Here is a 19163-nt window from a genome sequence, read left to right as displayed (position 1 = left end):
CTCAGCTCTTCTCCGGTTCGGGAACGGTCACGTCGGCCAGGAACGCGGCGAACTCCAGCGCCTGCTCGGCCGTGAGGATCAGGGGTGGGGCCAGGCGGACGGCGTCGGGCGCCACGGGGTTGACGATGAAGCCGGCGTCGAGGGCGAGCCGCGCGACGTCGGCCGCCACCGGACGCGTGAGCTCGACCGCCAGCAGCAGACCGCGTCCCCGCACGCCCGCCACCAGCGGGTTGTCCTGGCCGGCGACGGCCCGGCGCAGGGTCTCGCCCACCTCGGTGGCGTTCGCGAGCAGCCGGTCGCGGTCCAGCACGCCCAGCGTCGCCAGGGCCGCGGCGGCCGCCACCGGGTTCCCGCCGAACGTCGTGCCGTGCTGCCCCCGGCCGAGCAGGGCCGCCGGGCCCTCGCCGTAGGCGATCACGGCACCGACGGGGAACCCGCCACCGAGCCCCTTGGCGAGGGTCACGACGTCGGGCACGATCCCACCGCCCAGGTCGGTGTGCTGGTGGGCGAACCACTCCCCCGTGCGCCCCACGCCGGTCTGCACCTCGTCCAGCACCAGCAGTGCGCCGGCGTCCGAGGTCAGCCGGCGGGCCAGCGGCAGGTAGCCAGCCGGGAGCTCGCGCACGCCCGCCTCGCCCTGGACGGGCTCGACGACGAGGCCGGCGACCTCGCCGCGCGCGGCGACCGCGTCGGCGGAGAAGGCCTCCTCGAGCGCAGCCGTGTCCCCGAAGGGCAGGTGCTCGACCCCGCCGGGCAGCGGTTCGAACGGTTCCCGGTACGCGGCCTTGGCCGTCAGCGCCAGGGCACCCATCGTGCGGCCGTGGAACCCGCCCTCGAGAGCCAGCACCCGGGTGCGTCCGGTGCGCCGCGTCATCTTGAAGGCGGCCTCGTTCGCCTCGGTGCCGGAGTTGGCGAAGAACACCCGCGAACCTGCGGGGGCCTGCGCGAGCTGCAGCAGCCGTTCGGCCAGCGTGATCTGTGCCGGGGTGCCGAAGAAGTTCGAGACGTGCCCCAGCGTGCCGAGCTGTGCGCTGATCGCCGCCGTGAGCGTCGGGTGCGCGTGCCCGAGGGCGTTGACGGCGATCCCGGCCAGCAGGTCCAGGTACCGGTTGCCGTCCGCGTCCCAGACCTCGCATCCGTCCCCGCGCACGAGGATGCGCTGCGGCGGGCCGAAGGTGTCCATGACGGAACCCGTGTAGGCCCGGGTCCACCCGTCCGAGGTCAGCTCGTGGCCGGTGGTGGTCAGGTCGCTCATGCGTGCTGCTCCGTCGTGTCGGGCACGACCATCGTGCCGTTGCCCCGGGTGGTGAAGACCTCCAGCAGGAGGGAGTGGGCCTGCCGGCCGTCGATGACCGACGCCTTGGGGACGCCGCCGGACACCGCGCGCAGGCAGGCCTCCATCTTGGGCACCATCCCCGAGGTCAGGCTCGGCAGCAGGGTGGCGAGCTCGCCGGCGGTGATCTCCTCCACCAGCGAGCCCTTGTCCGGCCAGTTGGTGTACAGGCCCTCGACGTCGGTCAGCACGACGAGCTTCTTGGCGCCCAGCGCGACCGCGAGCGCCGCGGCGGCGGTGTCGGCGTTCACGTTGAGCACCTGGGTGGGGTCGTCGACGTCCGGGGCGACGGTGGAGACCACGGGGATGCGGCCGGCGTCGAGCAGGTCCAGCACCGCGCCCGGGTTGACCTGCACGACGTCGCCCACGAGCCCGACGTCGACGGGTTCGCCGTCGACCGTGGCGTGGCGGCGCACCGCGCCGAACAGCCCGGCGTCCTCCCCCGACAGCCCGACGGCGCGGGGGGCGTGGGCGTTGAGCAGCCCGACGAGCTCGCGCTGCACCTGGCCGACGAGCACCATGCGCACCACGTCCATGGCCTCCGGCGTGGTGACGCGCAGGCCGCCGCGGAACTCGGAGTCGATGCCGACGCGCTCGAGCATGCTGGAGATCTGGGGGCCGCCACCGTGCACGACGACGGGACGCAGCCCGACCTGCCGCAGGAACACCATGTCCTGGGCGAACGCGGCCTTGAGCCGGTCGTCGACCATGGCGTTGCCGCCGTACTTGACCACGACGAGCGCCCCGGCGAACTCCTGCAGCCAGGGCAGGGCCTCGACCAGCACCTCGGCCTTCTGGTCGGGGCGCAGGTCGGTACGGGTGTCGAACTGGAACCCGGGGTCGGGCGCAGCGGTGTTCGTGTCGCTCATGAGGAGTACGCGCTGTTCTCGTGGACGTAGTCGTGGGTGAGGTCGTTGGTCCAGACCGTGGCGCTCGCCGTCCCGGCGTGCAGGTCGATCTCGACATGCACCTCGCGGTCGGCGGCGAGGTCGACGAGCTCCCGGGGTTCGCCGACGCCCTGCGCGCGACACACCTGGACGCCGTTGACGGTGACGTCGAGGGTGAGCGGGTCGTAGGGCGCGACGTGCTCGGGCACCGTGCCGACGGCGGAGACGATGCGTCCCCAGTTGGGGTCGTTGCCGAAGATCGCGGTCTTGAACAGGTTGGAGCGGGTCACGGCGCGCGCCACGGCGACGGCGGCGTCCTCGTCGGACGCGTTCGTCACGGTCACGGCGATGTCGTGGGAGGCGCCCTCGGCGTCGGCGACGAGCCGGCGGGAGAGGTCAGCGCACACCTCCGTCAGCGCCGCGGCGAGCTCGTCCTCGGCGACCTCGACGCCGGACGCGCCGGAGGCGAGCAGGACCACGGTGTCGTTGGTGGACAGGCAGCCGTCGGAGTCGACCCGGTCGAAGGTGGTGCGGGTGGCGGCCCGCAGGGCGGCGTCGGCGGCGGCGGCGTCGACGACGGCGTCGGTCGTGACGACGCTGAGCATCGTGGCCAGTCCGGGCGCCAGCATGCCCGCGCCCTTGGCCATGCCGCCGACGCTCCAGCCGTCGCGCTGCGCGAGCGCCTGCTTGGCGACGGTGTCGGTGGTCATGATGGCGTGCGCCGCCTCGTCGCCGCCCGCGGCGTGCAGCGCGTCCACCGCGGCGTCGACGCCGCCGAGCAGCGCGGGCAGGTCGAGCCGGACGCCGATCAGCCCGGTGGAGCACACGAGCACGTCGCCGGCGCCGACCTCGCCCCCCGGCCCCGCGGCGGCGGACAGCACGTCGGCGACGTGCTCGGCCGTGCGGTGGGTGTCGGCGAACCCGTCGGGTCCGGTGCAGGCGTTCGCGCCGCCGGAGTTGAGGACCACCGCGCGCGCGGCGCCGTCGGACACCGCCTGGCGCGTCCAGAGCACGGGCGCCGCCTGGACGCGGTTGGACGTGAGCACCGCGGCCGCGGTGGCCAGCGGCCCGTCATTGACGACGACGGCGACGTCGCGAGCTCCGGTGGACTTCAGTCCGGCGGCGACGCCGGCGGCCCGGAATCCCTGGGGTGCGGTGACGCTCACGGCGCGACTCCTTCGGTGGCGAGGCCGGCGGTCTCCGGGAGACCGAGGGCGAGGTTCATGGCCTGCACCGCCTGACCGGCGGTGCCCTTGACCAGGTTGTCGATCGCGGTGACGGTCACGACGCGCCCGGCGGCCTCGTCGAGGGCCACCTGGACCAGGGCGGCGTTGCTGCCGAGGGTGGCCGCGGTCGAGGGCCACTGCCCGGCGGGCAGTAGCTCGACGAACGGCTCGTCGGCGTACGCCTGCTCCCACACGGCCCGGACCGCGTCGGCGTCCACCGACCGACCGGGAGCGAGACGCGCGGTCGCCGTGGCGAGGATGCCGCGGGCCATCGGCACCAGCGTGGGCGTGAAGCTGATGGAGACCGCGTCCGCACCCGCGGTGCGCAGGTTCTGGGTGATCTCCGGGATGTGGCGGTGCGTGCCGGCGACGGCGTACGGGGACGCCGCACCGAGCCCTTCCGCGGCCAGCAGGTGCGGCTTGAGCGCCTTGCCGGCACCCGAGAACCCGTTGGCCAGCACGGCGACGAGGTCGCTCGGGTCGAGCAGTCCGGCGGCGATCCCGGGCTGGAGCCCGAGCGTGACCGCGGTGACGTTGCACCCCGGGACGGCGACGCGGCGGACCCCGGCCAGCCGCTCGCGCTGGGTACCGGTGCCGGCGTCGTCCGCGACGATCAGCTCGGGCAGCCCGTAGGGCCAGGTGCCGGCGTGCTCGGAGCCGTAGAAGGCCCGCCAGTCGGCGGCCGAGGCGAGACGGTGGTCGGCACCGAGGTCGAGCACGAGCACGTCGTCGCCGAGCTGGGCGGCGAGCTCACCCGAGGCACCGTGCGGCAGGCCGAGGACGACGACGTCGTGACCGGCCAGCACCTCGGCGGTGGTCGGCTCGAGCACCCGGTCCGCAAGCGAACGCAGGTGCGGCTGCACGGCTCCCAGGGGCGTGCCGGCGTTCGAGTGGGCCGTCAGGGCGCCGATCTCGAGGTGCGGGTGCTGCGCGGCCAGGCGGAGGAACTCTCCGCCCGCGTAGCCGGACGCACCGGCGACGGCGACGCGCAGTCGGTGCCGGGTCGGGTAGGTGGTGGCCATGCACGCGACTATACATACCTATGCGACCCAGATGGAACCTATTCCGCATCGTGGGCGTGGCCGCCGCCCCTCAGACCAGCGAGCGGTACATCACGTGCAGCCCGACCAGGCCGCGGGACGGGCTGCGGAAGGCCTCCGGCACGGTCCCGACGATCCGCCAGCCCAGCCGCTCCCAGAGCCGGACGGCGGACGTGTTCGTCTCGACCACCGCGTTGAACTGGATGCCCCGGTAACCCTGCGCACGCATCCGGACCACGACGTGCTCGGCCAGCGCGGCCGCCACGCCTCGGCCACGCGCCGCCGGGGCGACCATGAACGCCGCCGTGCCCACGTGGTCGCCGTGCCCCGGCTTGTTCGGCGACGTCCGCACCGTCGCGAGCACGACGCCGTCGTCCTCGGCGACCCAGGTCTCGACCGGAGGGCCGGCGAGCCACAGCTCGCGTGCTCGGTCGCCGGTCAGGTCGGTGGGATAGGTGTAGGTCTCCCCCGCACGGACGATCGGTTCGACGATCTGCCACAGGGCGGGCCAGTCCTCGCTGCGGGCGGCACGGATCTGCACGGCGGCAGCCTACGCCGGTCGTAGGCTGCCCGTATGCGCGCAGTCGAGGCCCGCAGCGCGGGTAGCCCCGAGGTCCTGTCCGTCGTCGACCGCCCCGAGCCGGCACCCGGTCCGACCGACCTGCTGGTCCGCGTCGCAGCGGCCGGGGTCAACTTCATCGACACCTACCGCCGCGCCGGGGTGTACCCGACGGACTTCCCGCACGTCGTCGGGGTCGAGGGTGCCGGGACCGTCGAGGCGGTCGGGACCGACGTGACCGGGTTCGCCGTCGGCGACCGCGTCGCGTGGGCCGCCGCGCCCGGCTCCTACGCCGAGGCCGTCGTCGTGCCCGCCGCCGAGGCCGTGCCGGTCCCCGACGGGCTGGACCTCACGACCGCCGCCGCGCTGCCCCTGCAGGGCATGACCGCCCACTACCTCGTCGCCTCGACGTTCGAGGTCGGGCCCGGGCACGACGTCCTGCTCACCGCCGGCGCCGGCGGTGTCGGGCTGCTCGCCACCCAGCTCGCCGCCGCCCGCGGCGGGCGCGTCCTGACCACCGTGTCCACACCCGAGAAGGCGGCACTGTCGTCCGCGGCCGGCGCCGCGCACACCATCGACTACGCCGCGATGGACGACCTCGCCACCGAGCTCCCCGCCGTCGTGCGCGAGCTCACCGACGGCGCCGGCGTGCACGTGGCGTACGACGGCGTCGGTGCCGCGACGTTCGACGCCTCCCTGGCGTCGCTGCGCCCCCGCGGGACGCTGGTGCTGTTCGGCGGGGCGTCCGGGCAGGTGCCGCCGTTCGACCTGCAGCGCCTCAACGCCGCCGGCTCGCTGTACGTCACCCGCCCCACGCTCGCGCACTACACGGCGACCCGGGCCGAGCTCGAGTGGCGGGCCGCCGAGGTCCTCGGAGCCGCCGCCGACGGCGACCTCGACGTCCGCGTCGGGGCGACCTACCCGCTGGCCGACGCCGCCGAGGCCCACCGGGCGCTCGAGGCGCGCCGCACCACCGGCAAGGTGCTGCTCGTGCCGTGACCACCAGGTCCACCAGCGCCACCACGTAGGTTGGGCGCATGAGCACACCTGCGACCGACCGGCCCGTCCGCATCGCCGTCCAGCTCCAGCCCCAGCACGCCGACTACGCCCAGATCCGCGACGCCGTGCTGCGCGCCGAGGACCTGGGCGTCGACGTCGTCTTCAACTGGGACCACTTCTACCCGCTGTCCGGCGACCCGGACGGCAAGCACTTCGAGTGCTGGACCATGCTCGGCGCCTGGGCCGAGCAGACCGAGCGCGTCGAGATCGGCGCCCTGGTCACCGGCAACGGCTACCGCAACCCCGACCTGCTCGGCGACATGGCCCGCACCGTGGACCACATCTCCGGCGGCCGGCTGATCCTGGGCATGGGCGCCGGCTGGTTCGAGAAGGACTACGAGCAGTTCGGCTACGAGTTCGGCACCGCCGGCTCGCGCATCGCCCGTCTCGCCGAGGCCATGCCCCGCATCCGCCGCCGCCTCGCTGCCGGCAACCCCGCACCCACCCGCGACATCCCGATCCTGATCGGCGGCGGCGGGGAGAAGAAGACGCTGCGCATCGTCGCCGAGCACGCGGACGTCTGGCACTCCTTCGGCGACGTCGACACGCTGCGCCGCAAGTCGGCGATCCTCGACGAGCACGGCGAGGCCGTCGGGCGCGACACCGCCGCACTGGTCGAGCGGTCCGTCGGGGTCCAGGGACCGCCGGAGGCGACCGGTCCCGGCCTGGTCGCGGCGGGAGCGACCCTCCTGACGATCGGCGTCAACGGCCCCGACTACGACCTGTCGACGGCCGCGCAGTGGGTCGCCTGGCGCGACGCCCAGGGCTGAGCAGCGCCCCGACGGCGGCGGCGGACGGACGCCCGCCGCCGTCGGGCTCAGCGGCCGGTGAGCGCCTGCCGCAGCGCGTCGTCGTCACCCGCGGGCAGGACCCGCAGGTGCCGCGGCGCCGCCGACGTCGCACGGTCCGCCGTCGCCCGCAACGAGTCCGGGGTGTCGTCCGAGACCCGCACGAACCATCCCGAGCACGCATCGAGCTCACCGCGGGCGAACGCGACCGTGACGTCGACCGTCCGGTCGACCGGGGTCCACTCCGTGCGCCCGGCGTGGACGTCCATCGAGGCCGTCATGTCCGTGGAGACGACGCCGGGCGCCAGCTCGAGCGTGCGCAGCCCCTGCCCGTACCCGGTGGCGTGCAGATGGTGCCCCAGGCGCATCAGTGCCGTCTTGGAAAGATTGTAGGCGCTGGAGTAGGTCATGTCGTGCGAGCCCGAGCCGCTGTTCAGGTCGACCACGCGCCCGCCGCCGCGGGCGAGCATGCCGGGGACCGCCGCGCGCACCAGCAGGAACGGCCCGCGCACGTTGGTCTCCATCACCTGCCACCACTCGTCGACGTCGGCCTCCCAGGCGGGGACCTCGGCGTCGATGCGGCCGGCGTTGTTGACGAGCAGGTCGACGGACCCGAGCTCGTCCTCGGCCTGCCGCACCGCCGCGGCGACCGCACCGGGGTCCGTCACGTCGCACGGCAGGACGACGGCCGTGCGGCCGGCGGCGCGGACCTCGTCGGCGACCTGCGCGAGACGGTCGGCGTCGCGGGCCAGCAGCGCCACGTCGAGCCCGGCGTCGGCCAGCCCGAGCGCGACCGCGCGGCCGATGCCGCGGGTCGCGCCGGTGACGAGGGCCGTGCGTGCGGGGGCGACCTGCCGCTCAGCCACGCAGGACCGCCCCCACGCGCTCGGCGGTGACCGCCACGACGCCGTCGCGCGCGGACCGCACCTCCTCGGCGGTCAGCGTCCGGTCGGCGGCGCGCAGCCGCACCGAGTAGGCCAGCGACTTCCTGCCCGCACCGACCTGGTCGCCGGTGAAGACGTCGAACAGCTCGACGCGCTCGACGAGCTCGCCGGCACCGGCGACGACGGCGGCCTCGACGTCCGCCGCCGGCACGTCGGCGTCCACCACGAGTGCGAAGTCCTCCTTGGCGGCGGGGAACGCCGACACCGGCACCGCGATGACCGGCTCGCCGGACGCGGCAGCGGTCAGCGCGGTCAGGTCCAGCTCGAACGCCGCCGTCCGGCGGGGCAGACCGAGCCCCTCCACCACCGTGGGGTGGAGCTCACCGGCGTGCCCGACCGTGTGCTGCGACCCGTCCGTTGCCACGACGGTGAACCGCGCGCAGCGGCCCGGGTGCCAGGGCAGGTGCTCGCGGTCGGCCTCGACGGTGACGTCGACGCCGACCACGTCGGCCACGAGCCGGGCCGCCTCGACGGCGTCCGCCCAGTCGACCGGCCGACCCGCACCCCACCAGCCAGCGGGGGCGCGGTCGCCCGCGAGCACCCCGGCGACCCGGCGCGGCTGGTCCGGGGTGGCGGCGGCGAGCGCGGCGAGGTCCTCGGACGACGGGCGGACTCCGACCGGGAGCTGCGGCGCCGCGGGGGCGCCGGGGGCCGGCCGGGTCACCAGTCCGAGCTCGAAGACGGCCACGTCCGCGATGCCGCGCGACACGTTGCGGCGGGCGGTCTCCAGGAGGCTCACCAGCAGGTGGGTGCGCAGCAGCGGGCGGTCCTCGGCGAGCGGGTTCGCCAGCCGCAGTGCGTCGCGGCGGGGGTCGTCGGCCGGCAGGCCGAGGGCGTCCAGGTCCTGGGCACCCACGAACGGGTACGACAACACCTCGACCAGTCCGGCGTCGGCCAGCGCGCGGGCCACCGAACGGCGGGTGCGCTGCTCGGGCGTCAGCCCCCGGCCGCCGGGAGCCGCGAGCAGCACCGACGGGATCTGGTCGTAGCCCGCGATGCGGACGACCTCCTCGACCAGCGCGGCGGGCTCGGTCAGGTCCGGGCGCCACGTGGGCGGCGTGACCCCAAGGGCGTCGGCACCGTCCACGGTGCAGCCGATCTGCTCGAGGATGTCGACGACCTGCCCCGGGCTGTACTCCACCCCGGAGGTCCGCGACGGGAGCGTCACGTCGAGGGTGACCGGCTCGGGCGGGCTCGTGGTGTCCAGGTCGCTGACGGCGCCGTCGGGCGTCCCGCCGCCGTGCTCGACGAGCAGGTCCACCACACGCTGCGCCGCGACGGCGGGCAGCAGGGGGTCGACCCCGCGCTCGAACCGCTTGGCCGCCTCGGAGGGCAGCTTGTGGCGCCGGGCGGTGCGGGCCACCGTCACCGGGTCGAAGTGCGCGGCCTCGACGAGCACGGCCGACGTGGTCGCGGAGACCTCGGACGACGCGCCGCCCATCACGCCGGCCAGGCCCAGCACGCGCGACCCGCGGGCGCCGTCGGGCGAGTCGGTGATCAGCAGGTCCTCGCCGTCCAGGGCTCGGTCGACGTCGTCGAGCGTGGTCAGCCGCTCCCCCGCCGCGGCACGGCGGACCACGATCGGCGCCGCCACGCGGTCGAGGTCGTAGGCGTGCAGGGGCTGGCCCAGGTCGAGCATCACGTAGTTGGTCACGTCCACGGCCAGCGAGATCGACCGCATCCCCGATCCCTGGAGCCGCCGCTTCATCCACGCGGGGGTCGGTGCGGCCGGGTCGATGCCCCGCACGATGCGGGTGACGAAGCGGTCGCAACCCTGCTGCCCGTCGATCGGCGCGTCGTCGTCTACCTCCACGGCGAAGCCGTCGGCCGTGGCCGCGGGCTCGGCGCCCGTCGGGATGCCGGGGTCGACGAACGAGGCGCCGGTGGAGTGGGCGTACTCGCGCGCCACGCCGCGGTAGCTGAAGGCGTACCCGCGGTCCGGGGTGACGTTGATCTCGAGGACCTCGTCACCCAGGCCGAGCAGCGCGACCGCGTCCTGACCGGGGGTGAGGTCCGCGGCGTCGAAGCCCGCCTCGGTGAGCACGAGGATGCCGGCGTGGTCCTCGCCGAGGCCCAGCTCCTTGGTGGAGCAGATCATGCCGTCGGAGACGTGCCCGTACGTCTTGCGCGAGGCGATCGCGAACCCGCCCGGCAGCACCGTGCCCGGCAGGGAGACGACGACGAGGTCTCCGACGGAGAAGTTGTGCGCACCGCAGACGATGCCGCGCGCCCCGCCCGTCGGCACGTCGGCGTCGTCGACGCCCTTGATCTGCGTGGCGTTGTGCTCGGGACCGACGTCGACCAGGCACCAGTTGATCGTCTTGCCGTTCTTCTGCGGCTCCGGCGTCATCGCCAGGACGCGGCCGACCACCAGCGGGCCGGTGACGGCCGCGGGGTGGATCTCCTCCTCCTCCAGGCCGACCCGGACGAGGTCCGCGGCGAGCCGGGAGGTGGTCAGGTCCGCGGGCAGCTCGACGTGGTCGGCGAGCCAGTCAGCAACGATGCGGGGCATCAGATCTCCGTCCCGAACTGCGTGGAGAAGCGCACGTCGCCCTCCACGATGTCGTGCATGTCAGCGATCGAGTGGCGCAGCATCAGCGTGCGCTCGATACCCATGCCGAACGCGAACCCGGAGTACTCCTCCGGGTCGACGCCCGCGGCGCGCAGCACGTTCGGGTGCACCATGCCGCAGCCGCCCCACTCGATCCAGCCGGCCCCGCCCTTCTTCTGCGGGAACCACAGGTCCATCTCGGCGCTGGGCTCCGTGAACGGGAAGAAGCTCGGACGCAGGCGGGTCCTGGCCTCCGGGCCGAACATCGCGCGGGCGAAGGCGTCGAGGGTACCGACGAGGTTCGCCATGGTCAGACCCTTGTCGACCGCGAGACCCTCGACCTGGTGGAAGACCGGGGTGTGCGTGGCGTCCAGGGCGTCGGTGCGGAACACCTTGCCGGGGCACGCGATGTACAGCGGCACCCCGCGCTCCAGCAGGGAGCGCGCCTGCACCGGGGAGGTGTGGGTGCGCAGCACGAGGTTCTTGCCGCCGTCGACGTAGAACGTGTCCTGCATCTGGCGCGCCGGGTGGTCCGGCCCGAAGTTCAGCGCGTCGAAGTTGAACCACTCGGCCTCGACCTCGGGGCCGTCGGCGATCTCCCAGCCCATGCCGACGAAGAAGTCGGCGACACGCTCCTGGATCAGCTCGATCGGGTGCCGCGCCCCCACCGGCCGGCGCCCGACGGGCAGCGTGACGTCGACGGTCTCCTCGACGAGCACGCGCGCGTCCCGCTCGGCCTCGAGCTCGGACTGCCGGGCTGCGAGGGCCTGGTTGACCCGGCCCCGCCGCGGACCGACGTTCTTGCCGGCCGCGGCCTTGTCCGGACCGGGCAACGCCCCGATCGCGCGGTTCGCCAGCGCGAGCGGGCTCCGGTCACCGGCGTGCCGGATGCGGACGGCCTTGAGCTCGTCGAGGTCCGACGCCGAGCCGACGTCGGCCAGCGCGGCGTCCACCGCGGCGTCGAGCGCGGCGGGGTCCAGCGGGTTCGGGGTGTCCGACGACGGATCGGGCGCAGACATGCGGGCCTTCCTGGAGGTGTGCGTGGCGGCAGGGGTCAGTCTATGGGCCGCTCGGCAGCGCGAGCACCGCCGCGTCCTCGTGGGCCGGGCCGCCGGACCGTCCCGCACCGAGCCGCGAGTGCACCACGTGCACCACGTCGACGGTCCACGACGGCCCACGGTAGACCGCCAGGGCCCGCGCCCAGCCCGCGAAGGGTGAGCCCGGGGACGACGGCGTCCGGCCACGGCGCGCACGGCGCTCGCGCGCCCGGTCCGCACCGACCAGTGCCGACGACGCCCGCGCCACCGTCAGGTGGGGGCGCCCGCCGGCGCGGTCGGCGGCGCCGATCCCCGCGTCCTCGGCAGCGGTCGCCACCCGCCGGGACAGCGCCCGCAGGGCGTCCACGTCCTCGGTGAGCCCGACCCACAGGGTCCGGCCGCCGAACGTGCCGCTGCCCGCCAGGGCGAGCCGGAACGGGGCCGTGGCGGCCAGAGCCTCGGTGAGCGCGTCCACGTAGCCGGGCACCGCGCCGTCGGGCACCTCGCCGTGGAAGGCGAGCGTGACGTGCCGCTGCGTCCGGGGCACCCACCGCAGCCCGGCTCCCGGGTCGGCGACCGCCGGACCGCCGACACCGCCGAGCGCGAGGTCGAGGTGCTGCAGGGCCGCCACGTCGGGGTACACGGCCGTGAAGAGACGCACCCGACGATGGTACGGCGGCACCAGGTCCGCCCGGGGCTCACCGAGGCGGGGAGCCCCGCGGTGCATCCGAGCACGGGCCCGGGAGCGAACACCGGTCGTCACGTCCCCGAAGGAGAGGAACGACCATGAAGCGCATCGTCACCGCGGGCGCCGCCGCGCTGCTCGCCGGCCTGGCCACCGTCGCGACCGCAGGCTCCGCCTCGGCGGGCCCGCCCGCCGGCGCGGGCGAGGGCGGCAAGCCCACCGGCGTCGCGTGCCAGCAGTTCGAGCTCGGCGTGCTCCGGGACACCGGTGTCCTGCCGAGCGTGGCCGCCGACGGACTCGAGTACCCGATCGGCAGCGGGAACGTCATCCCGTTCAGCACGGTGCTGGAGATCCACCGCACGGACACCGCGACCGCGAACGTCGTGCTCAAGGACTACGCGGCCGTCCTGCTTCCGGGTGCCGACGTCGGAGCCGCCGTCGACGCCGCCTGCCCGGCCTGACGGCAGGAGACCGGGTCCGGTCGAGGGCCCTGCTCCTGGGCAGGGTCCTCGACCGGACCCGGTCACCGCTGCGCGCGACCGCTGGCGTAGAGGCAGACCGTCGCGGCGGTCGCGAGGTTGAGGGACTCCGCCCGGCCACGGATCGGCACGCGGACGACGGCGTCGGCCAGCGCCCGGTCCTCCTCGGGCAGACCCCACGCCTCGTTGCCGAAGATCCAGGCGGTGTCGGCGGCCAGGTCCGGGACGTTGTCCTGCGGCGAGGTCCCGGCCACGTCGAGCACCTCGTCGAGGTCGTGCTGCCCGGCGCCGTCGGCGGCGAGCACGGCGCACCCCGCGGCGCGCACGCCGGCCACGGCCTCGCCGAGCGTCACGTCCACGACCACGGGCAGGTGGAACAACGACCCGGCGGTGGACCGGACCGTCTTCGGGTTGTGCACGTCCACGCTGTCCCCCGCCAGCACGACGAGGTCGGCACCCGCCGCGTCCGCCGCGCGGATCACGGTCCCGGCGTTCCCGGGGTCGCGGACCGTCGCGAGCACCGCGACGAGCAGGGGCCGGTCGCCGCGGGCCGCGGTCAGCGCCTCGTCCAACGAGACCGGCGCGGCGCGCACGACGGCGAGGACACCCTGGGCGTCCGGGCTCATCGCTGCGAGCACCTCCGGCGTACCCACGTGGAGCCGCCGGCCGGCGTCGGACGCGGCCTCGACGATCTCGCCGTAGCGGCGGGCCGCCGTCTCGGTGAGGTAGACGTCCCGGACCTGTCCGGGGGCGTGCCGGACGGCCTCGCGGACCCCTTGGGGCCCCTCGACGAGGAACTGACCGTGCCGCGAACGCGCAGGACGCCCGGACAGGGCCCTGACCTGCTTGACGCGATCGGCCCGCGGGTTGGCGAGGGTCACGTCGGGGATGCGGGGCATCGGCAGGTGGGGCCGTCCGGGCGTCCTGGTGCTGAGCGTGGAGCTCAGGCGGCCTTCGGCGCGTTGACGTCCTCGGGAAGGGCGTCCTTGGCGACCTGGACCAGCGCGTTGAACGCGGCGGTGTCGTTGACCGCGAGCTCGGCGAGCATCCGGCGGTCGACCTCGACGCCAGCGGCCTTGAGGCCCTGGACGAAGCGGTTGTAGGTCAGACCCTGCTGGCGGGCCGCAGCGTTGATGCGCTGGATCCACAGCTTGCGGAAGTCGCCCTTCTTGGCCTTCCGGTCACGGTACGAGTAGACGAAGGAGTGGGTGACCTGCTCCTTGGCCTTGCGGTACAGACGGGAACGCTGGCCGCGGTAGCCGCTGGCGCGCTCGAGGGTCGTACGGCGCTTCTTGTGGGCGTTGACCGCCCGCTTCACGCGTGCCACGTGATGCTCCTTGCAGTTCGGGCCGGCAGTGGTCCCGGCGGCAGGTGCCGCCGGCAGGACTCACTTACCGAGCATCTTCTTGATGTTCTTGACGTCCGCCGGCGCGACCTCCTGGTCGGCCGCCAGTCGACGGGTGCGCTTGCTCGACTTGTGCTCGAACAGGTGGCGGCGGTTGGCCTGCTCGCGCATGACCTTGCCCTTGCCGGTGACCCGGAAGCGCTTCTTGGCACCGGAGTGCGTCTTGTTCTTCGGCATGACTGCCGTCTCTCCTCGTGTCGGTCGCCCGCCCTCGGGGGCGGGGACGTCGTGCTGACCGCGGCCGGATCGCCGGCCCGGTGTCAGATGGACTTCTGGGACCTCAGCGGGACGCCGGTCCCGGCTTCGGTCCGCCGGGCTTCGGCGCGGCGGAGCTCGTCGCCGGCTCCGCGGCCGGCTCCGTGGCGGGCTCCGGCTGCTCGCCGTCGCCGTCCTGGGCGGCGCGGGCGCGCGCCTCGGCCTTGACCTCGGACTTGGTCTTGCGCTGGGCGTTGACCTCGGCGGAGCGCTTGCGCTGCTCGCTCTTGGCCTCGGCCTTCTTCTTGACCGGGCCCAGGACCATCGTCATGTTGCGACCGTCCTGCTTCGGCATCGACTCGACGAAGCCGAGCTCGGCGACGTCGTCCGCGAGGCGCTGCAGCAGCCGCACACCCATCTCGGGACGGGACTGCTCACGGCCGCGGAACATGATCATGACCTTGACCTTGTCGCCGGCCGAGAGGAAGCGCTCGACGTGCCCCTTCTTGGTGGCGTAGTCGTGCGGGTCGATCTTGAGGCGGAAGCGGATCTCCTTGAGCAGGGTGTTGGCCTGCTTGCGCCGCGCCTCGCGCGCCTTCATGTCCGACTCGTACTTGAACTTGCCGAAGTCCATGAGCTTGGCGACGGGCGGACGGGCGTCCGGGGCGACCTCGACCAGGTCGAGGTCGGCGTCCTGGGCCAGCTTCAGGGCGACTCCCGTGGCGACCACGCCGACCTGTTCCCCGCCCGGGCCGATGAGCCGGACCTCGGGGACGCGGATCCGGTCGTTGATGCGAGGCTCGCTGATGGTGGTGCTCCTCAGACTCGTCGTGAACGACCGCCAGGAACGGGAAAGGCCCCCGACCTGGGCGACAGGTGGGGGCCATCACGTCCGGTACCGTCGACACGCGGGTCGACGGACCAGGGCAGGACGACGAACGCCGTCCGACCGGACCCGGCCCCTGTCGGCCACGCTGCTCGGGGAGCAGATGCCTGTCGGCGCTCGGGTGGGATGTCCTCCACTTGAAGCACCCGGCCGTCGCACGGCCGGGTCGGTCCGCGCACTACAGTAGCACGGAGGCACCCGCCCCCGGCCGGCCCGGGCCGATGCCGCGGTGTCGCGTCCGTCACGACCGCCGGGGAGCCCCAGACTGTAATCGTTCCAGAAAACGTCCTAGGCTGGGCTCATGTCCACCACCCCCCTCGCCCCCGACGACGTGCAGCTCCTGCGCGACGCCGGCCTGCGCGCCACCGGGGTCCGCCTGGCCGTGCTGCGCGCCCTCGGCGCCCACCAGCACTCCACGGCCGACGACGTCGTGCGGGCCGTGCGGTCCGACCTCGGCGGCGCGTCCGTCCAGGCGGTGTACGACACCCTGCACACCCTGACGGGCGCGGGCCTGCTGCGCCGCATGGAACCCGCCGGCCACCCGGCCCGGTTCGAACGACGGGTGGGCGACAACCACCACCACGTCGTGTGCCGCGAGTGCGGGGCCGTCACCGACATCGACTGCACCGTCGGGCACGCCCCCTGCCTCGTGCCCGGCGACACCCACGGCTTCTCCGTCGACCTCGCCGAGGTGACCTTCTGGGGCCTGTGCCCCCGATGCACCCCGGCCCGCTGAAAACCCCCCGAGAAAGGACGTCTCCATGACGACCCCGTTCACGACGACGCAGACCGGTTCGCCGGTGGCGAGCGACCAGTACTCCCTGACGGTCGGTGCCGACGGCCCCACCGTCCTGCACGACCGCTACCTGGTCGAGAAGCTCGCGTCGTTCAACCGCGAGCGCGTGCCCGAGCGCAACCCGCACGCCAAGGGCGGTGGCGCGTTCGGCGAGTTCGAGGTCACCGAGGACGTCTCGGCGTACACCAGCGCCGCCGTGTTCCAGCCGGGCGCGACGTCCGAGACCCTGCTGCGGTTCTCCTCCGTGGCCGGCGAGCAGGGTTCCCCCGACACCTGGCGCGACGTGCGCGGGTTCGCGCTGCGCTTCTACACGACCGAGGGCAACCTCGACGTCGTCGGCAACAACACCCCGGTGTTCTTCCTGCGCGACGCGATGAAGTTCCCCGACTTCATCCACTCCCAGAAGCGCCTCGGCGCCTCCGGCCTGCGCGACGCCGACATGCAGTGGGACTTCTGGACGCTGTCGCCGGAGTCCGCGCACCAGGTCACCTACCTGATGGGCGACCGCGGGCTGTCGAAGTCGTGGCGCCACCTCAACGGCTACGGCTCGCACACCTACCAGTGGATCAACGCCGCCGGCGAGCGCTTCTGGGTGCAGTACCACTTCATCTCGAAGCAGGGCGTCGAGAACATGAGCAACGAGGACGCCGAGCGCATCGCCGGCGAGGACGCCGACTACTACCGTCGCGACCTGTTCGAGGCGATCCAGCGCGGCGAGCACCCCTCCTGGGACGTCAAGGTCCAGATCATGCCGTACGAGGACGCCAAGACCTACCGGTTCAACCCGTTCGACATGACCAAGGTGTGGCCGCACGCGGACTACCCGCTGATCAAGGTCGGCACCTTCACCCTGAACCGGAACCCGCAGAACTTCTTCGCCGAGATCGAGCAGGCCGCGTTCTCGCCGGGCAACCAGGTGCCGGGCACCGACATCTCGCCGGACAAGATGCTCATGGCGCGGGTGTTCTCCTACAACGACGCGCACCGTCACCGCATCGGCGCGAACTTCAACCAGCTCCCCGTCAACCAGCCGCACGCCGCGCCGGTGAGCACCTACATGCACCAGGGCCCGATGCAGTACCACTTCAACGGCGCGGAGCACCCCGTCTACACGCCGAACTCGTTCGGTGGCCCGTCCGCCGACCCGACGCGCACCGCCGAGGGCAGCTGGGAGGCCGACGGCGAGCTCATGCGCTCGGCGTACACCCTGCACTCGGAGGACGACGACTTCGGGCAGGCCGGCACCCTGTACCGCGAGGTGTTCGACGACGCCGCCAAGGCGCGCTTCCTGGAGACGCTGACCGGCCAGGGCAAGTCGATCACGATCGACGAGATCCGCGAGCGGTTCTTCTGGTACTGGACGAGCGTCGACGCCGAGCTCGGCGCGAAGCTGCGCTCGGAGGTCGCCTCCTGACCCGCCCGGACTGACGGGCGTCGACGCGACGTCCCGCGGCACCGGCCCCGCCGGTGCGAACCCCCCACGCCGGAGGCCGGGGCCGCAGCACGCGGCCCCGGCCTCCGGTCGTCCACGACGGCGGGTCGAAGGTGCCAAGATGGACCCATGAGCTCCTCCACCGAACCGGGCGACGTCGCGTCGGCCACCCGCGACATCGCCGACGTGGCCGCCGTCGAGGTCATCACCACCGCCTCCGTCCACCTCATGAGCGCCGCCGCCGTCAAGTGCGGGCTCTCCGACGACCCCCACGCCGACGACCAGCTCGACCTCGACGAGGCCCGCAAGCTCATCACCGCTCTGGCCGCCCTCGTCACGGCGTCCGCGCCCGACATCGGCAACCAGCACGCGCGGTCGCTGCGGGACGGGCTGCGCTCGCTCCAGCTCGCCTTCCGCGAGAAGTCCGTGGTGCCCGACGCGCCGGGCGAGGGCCCCGGCGAGAAGTACACCGGGTCCGTCGTCTGACATGACGGCACCGGGCAGCCCGTGGGAGCCGACGACGACGTCGGCCGTCCCCCCGGCGGACGGGACGACCACCGCACCCCCCGCCCGCGGGCGTGCGGCCCGGATCACCGCCGTCGTCCTGGCCGTCCTGCTGATCGGCGCGCTCGCCACGGGCGGCTACCTCTGGCAGACCACGAGCGCCTGGCAGCAGCACGCCGCCGACTGGGAGACCGAGGCGCAGGGGTACGCCGAGCAGGTCGCCACGCTCCGCGGCGAGCTCGAGGCGACACGGGCCGAGCTCGACGCGACCACCGAACAGCTCGACACCGCCACCGCACGGATCACCGAGCTCGCCGACGAGAAGGCACAGCTCGGCGACGAGAACGTCGCGAGCCGGCAGTACCTCGACTACCAGCGTCGGGTCAGCGAGGCCGCCGGCGTCGTGGCCACCGCGCTGGGGCAGTGCACCGCGGCGCAGTCCCAGCTCATCGGCTACCTCAACAACCGCGAGGCCTACGACCAGGCCGACCTCGAACGCTTCGCCGCCGACGTCGAGGGCCTGTGCGACGAGGCCAACGAGGCCAACGAACAGCTCCAGTCGGAGCTCGCCCAGTGACCCGCCGGTCCCGGAGGAACCGCGGCGCCGGCGTCGGCGCCGTGACGGCGCTCGCCGCGTCCCTGGCCGCCTGCGCGGCGCTGCCGCCGATGCCGCCGGCCGTCCCCGACGACATCGTGCCGAGCATCGCCGCCCCGACCCTGGCCGCCGACGACGAGGAGCGCCTCTCCCCCGACGGCTTCGACGCGGTCCAGCGCATGGCGGTGCGCATCCGCAACGTGGGCTGCGGGAACCTGTCGACCGGGTCGGGGTTCGCGGTGGACTCCCACACGCTCATCACCAACCGCCACGTCGTGGCCGAGTCCGAGACGCTCCAGGTCAGCACCTACGACGGTCGCGACATCGACGTCGCGACCACCGGCGCCGCCGCCCTGGCCGACCTGGCCGTCGTGCGGACCCGGGACGCGCTGCCGTCGTCGGCGGCGCTGTCCGGCGCCGACCCCGAGCAGGGCGAGGAGGTCACCGTCGTCGGGTACCCCTCCGGCGGGGAGCTGACCGTGACGGTGGGCCGGGTGATCGGGACGACGACGGACCCGTTGCACGAGAACCTCGGGGAGGTGCTCGTCACGGACGCCGCCGTCGAGCCCGGGTCGTCCGGCTCGGCCGCCCTCGACTCCGACGGCGAGGTCATCGGCGTCGTCTACGCCAAGACCGGCGACGACCGCTCCCTGCTCGTGCCGCAGTCGACGCTCAACGAGCTGCTGGCCGACGACGACTCCTTCGCGGAGGTCGACCCCTGCTGAGGACCGCACGTGCCGCGGGGCGTCTCGGCGCGCCCCC

At 73.9% G+C, this 19163-nt stretch carries 21 protein-coding genes; 8 read left to right on the top strand and 13 right to left on the bottom strand.

What is annotated here, in order from left to right; translation table 11 throughout:
- Nucleotide 1: 1 nt before the first annotated feature.
- From HDG68_RS12540 to HDG68_RS12520, 5 genes are all read right to left on the bottom strand, one after another.
- Nucleotides 2–1255 carry an acetylornithine transaminase gene (locus tag HDG68_RS12540; protein ID WP_172152577.1) on the bottom strand — a complete coding sequence of 418 codons (1254 nt, stop codon included), beginning with the start codon at nucleotides 1253–1255 and terminating at the stop codon, nucleotides 2–4.
- Entirely contained in the window at nucleotides 1252–2202 is a 951-nt protein-coding gene (gene argB, locus HDG68_RS12535) for an acetylglutamate kinase (protein WP_172152575.1), read from the bottom strand. Before argB ends, HDG68_RS12540 begins: the two co-directional genes overlap by 4 nt.
- Nucleotides 2199–3386, bottom strand: coding sequence for a bifunctional glutamate N-acetyltransferase/amino-acid acetyltransferase ArgJ (gene argJ / locus HDG68_RS12530; RefSeq protein WP_172152573.1), 1188 nt, complete (start codon nucleotides 3384–3386; stop codon nucleotides 2199–2201). Before argJ ends, argB begins: the two co-directional genes overlap by 4 nt.
- The gene (gene argC / locus HDG68_RS12525; protein WP_172152571.1) at nucleotides 3383–4468 is read right to left on the bottom strand and encodes an N-acetyl-gamma-glutamyl-phosphate reductase; all 1086 of its coding nucleotides are present in this window, start codon (nucleotides 4466–4468) and stop codon (nucleotides 3383–3385) included. Before argC ends, argJ begins: the two co-directional genes overlap by 4 nt.
- 70 nt (nucleotides 4469–4538) lie before the next feature.
- The gene (locus tag HDG68_RS12520; RefSeq protein ID WP_172152569.1) at nucleotides 4539–5027 is read right to left on the bottom strand and encodes a GNAT family N-acetyltransferase; all 489 of its coding nucleotides are present in this window, start codon (nucleotides 5025–5027) and stop codon (nucleotides 4539–4541) included.
- Nucleotides 5028–5060: 33 nt separating this feature from the next.
- On the opposite strand from HDG68_RS12520, the gene HDG68_RS12515 reads away from it, so the two are divergent.
- Together HDG68_RS12515 and HDG68_RS12510 are read left to right on the top strand one after the other, a co-directional pair.
- Nucleotides 5061–6044, top strand: coding sequence for a quinone oxidoreductase family protein (locus tag HDG68_RS12515; protein ID WP_172152567.1), 984 nt, complete (start codon nucleotides 5061–5063; stop codon nucleotides 6042–6044).
- Nucleotides 6045–6082: 38 nt separating this feature from the next.
- Complete coding sequence (locus tag HDG68_RS12510; protein WP_172152565.1) at nucleotides 6083–6874, top strand: LLM class F420-dependent oxidoreductase; 792 nt, start codon at nucleotides 6083–6085, stop codon at nucleotides 6872–6874.
- 47 nt (nucleotides 6875–6921) lie between these two features.
- On the opposite strand, the gene HDG68_RS12505 is transcribed toward HDG68_RS12510, so the two are convergent.
- Genes HDG68_RS12505 through thpR form a run of 4 tightly spaced genes read right to left on the bottom strand, consistent with a single transcriptional unit; the run spans nucleotide 6922 to nucleotide 12085 of the window.
- Nucleotides 6922–7758 (bottom strand): SDR family NAD(P)-dependent oxidoreductase, encoded by an 837-nt coding sequence (locus tag HDG68_RS12505; protein WP_172152564.1) that lies wholly within the window; start codon nucleotides 7756–7758, stop codon nucleotides 6922–6924.
- Entirely contained in the window at nucleotides 7751–10348 is a 2598-nt protein-coding gene (gene pheT, locus HDG68_RS12500) for a phenylalanine--tRNA ligase subunit beta (protein ID WP_172152562.1), read from the bottom strand. The genes HDG68_RS12505 and pheT overlap by 8 nt, the downstream gene beginning before the upstream one ends.
- A complete protein-coding gene (gene pheS, locus HDG68_RS12495; RefSeq protein WP_172152560.1) occupies nucleotides 10348–11406 on the bottom strand; it encodes a phenylalanine--tRNA ligase subunit alpha in 1059 nt (352 codons plus the stop codon). The genes pheT and pheS overlap by 1 nt, the downstream gene beginning before the upstream one ends.
- Nucleotides 11407–11446: 40 nt before the next feature.
- Complete coding sequence (thpR, locus tag HDG68_RS12490) at nucleotides 11447–12085, bottom strand: RNA 2',3'-cyclic phosphodiesterase (RefSeq protein ID WP_172152558.1); 639 nt, start codon at nucleotides 12083–12085, stop codon at nucleotides 11447–11449.
- A gap of 125 nt (nucleotides 12086–12210) precedes the next feature.
- Here thpR and HDG68_RS12485 point away from each other — a divergent pair, with 125 nt between their 5' ends.
- A complete protein-coding gene (locus HDG68_RS12485; protein WP_172152556.1) occupies nucleotides 12211–12570 on the top strand; it encodes a hypothetical protein in 360 nt (119 codons plus the stop codon).
- Between the two features lie 62 nt (nucleotides 12571–12632).
- Here HDG68_RS12485 and HDG68_RS12480 read toward each other — a convergent pair whose 3' ends face one another.
- From HDG68_RS12480 to infC, 4 genes are all read right to left on the bottom strand, one after another.
- Complete coding sequence (locus tag HDG68_RS12480; protein ID WP_172152554.1) at nucleotides 12633–13487, bottom strand: TrmH family RNA methyltransferase; 855 nt, start codon at nucleotides 13485–13487, stop codon at nucleotides 12633–12635.
- 44 nt (nucleotides 13488–13531) lie between these two features.
- Nucleotides 13532–13915 carry a 50S ribosomal protein L20 gene (rplT, locus tag HDG68_RS12475; protein ID WP_172152552.1) on the bottom strand — a complete coding sequence of 128 codons (384 nt, stop codon included), beginning with the start codon at nucleotides 13913–13915 and terminating at the stop codon, nucleotides 13532–13534.
- Between the two features lie 60 nt (nucleotides 13916–13975).
- Entirely contained in the window at nucleotides 13976–14170 is a 195-nt protein-coding gene (gene rpmI / locus HDG68_RS12470; RefSeq protein ID WP_172152550.1) for a 50S ribosomal protein L35, read from the bottom strand.
- Nucleotides 14171–14273: 103 nt separating this feature from the next.
- Entirely contained in the window at nucleotides 14274–15011 is a 738-nt protein-coding gene (gene infC, locus HDG68_RS12465) for a translation initiation factor IF-3 (RefSeq protein WP_172152621.1), read from the bottom strand.
- Nucleotides 15012–15375: 364 nt separating this feature from the next.
- Between infC and HDG68_RS12460 the strand changes: the two genes are divergently transcribed.
- From HDG68_RS12460 to HDG68_RS12440, 5 genes are all read left to right on the top strand, one after another.
- The gene (locus tag HDG68_RS12460) at nucleotides 15376–15810 is read left to right on the top strand and encodes a Fur family transcriptional regulator (protein WP_172152548.1); all 435 of its coding nucleotides are present in this window, start codon (nucleotides 15376–15378) and stop codon (nucleotides 15808–15810) included.
- Nucleotides 15811–15835: 25 nt separating this feature from the next.
- Nucleotides 15836–17284, top strand: a complete 1449-nt coding sequence (locus tag HDG68_RS12455; protein ID WP_172152546.1) for a catalase — start codon at nucleotides 15836–15838, stop codon at nucleotides 17282–17284.
- A gap of 147 nt (nucleotides 17285–17431) precedes the next feature.
- Nucleotides 17432–17788, top strand: coding sequence for a DUF1844 domain-containing protein (locus tag HDG68_RS12450; RefSeq protein WP_172152544.1), 357 nt, complete (start codon nucleotides 17432–17434; stop codon nucleotides 17786–17788).
- A 1-nt stretch (nucleotide 17789) separates the two neighbouring features.
- A complete protein-coding gene (locus HDG68_RS12445) occupies nucleotides 17790–18383 on the top strand; it encodes a hypothetical protein (RefSeq protein ID WP_172152542.1) in 594 nt (197 codons plus the stop codon).
- Nucleotides 18380–19126 carry a S1 family peptidase gene (locus tag HDG68_RS12440; protein WP_343037562.1) on the top strand — a complete coding sequence of 249 codons (747 nt, stop codon included), beginning with the start codon at nucleotides 18380–18382 and terminating at the stop codon, nucleotides 19124–19126. The genes HDG68_RS12445 and HDG68_RS12440 overlap by 4 nt, the downstream gene beginning before the upstream one ends.
- Nucleotides 19127–19163: the final 37 nt, after the last annotated feature.

It is taken from the genome of Isoptericola chiayiensis (assembly GCF_013149805.1).
Taxonomy (GTDB): Bacteria; Actinomycetota; Actinomycetes; order Actinomycetales; family Cellulomonadaceae; genus Isoptericola; species Isoptericola chiayiensis.
The sequence above is the reverse complement of the archived record's forward strand: the minus strand, read 5'-3'. Positions and strand labels throughout refer to the sequence as shown.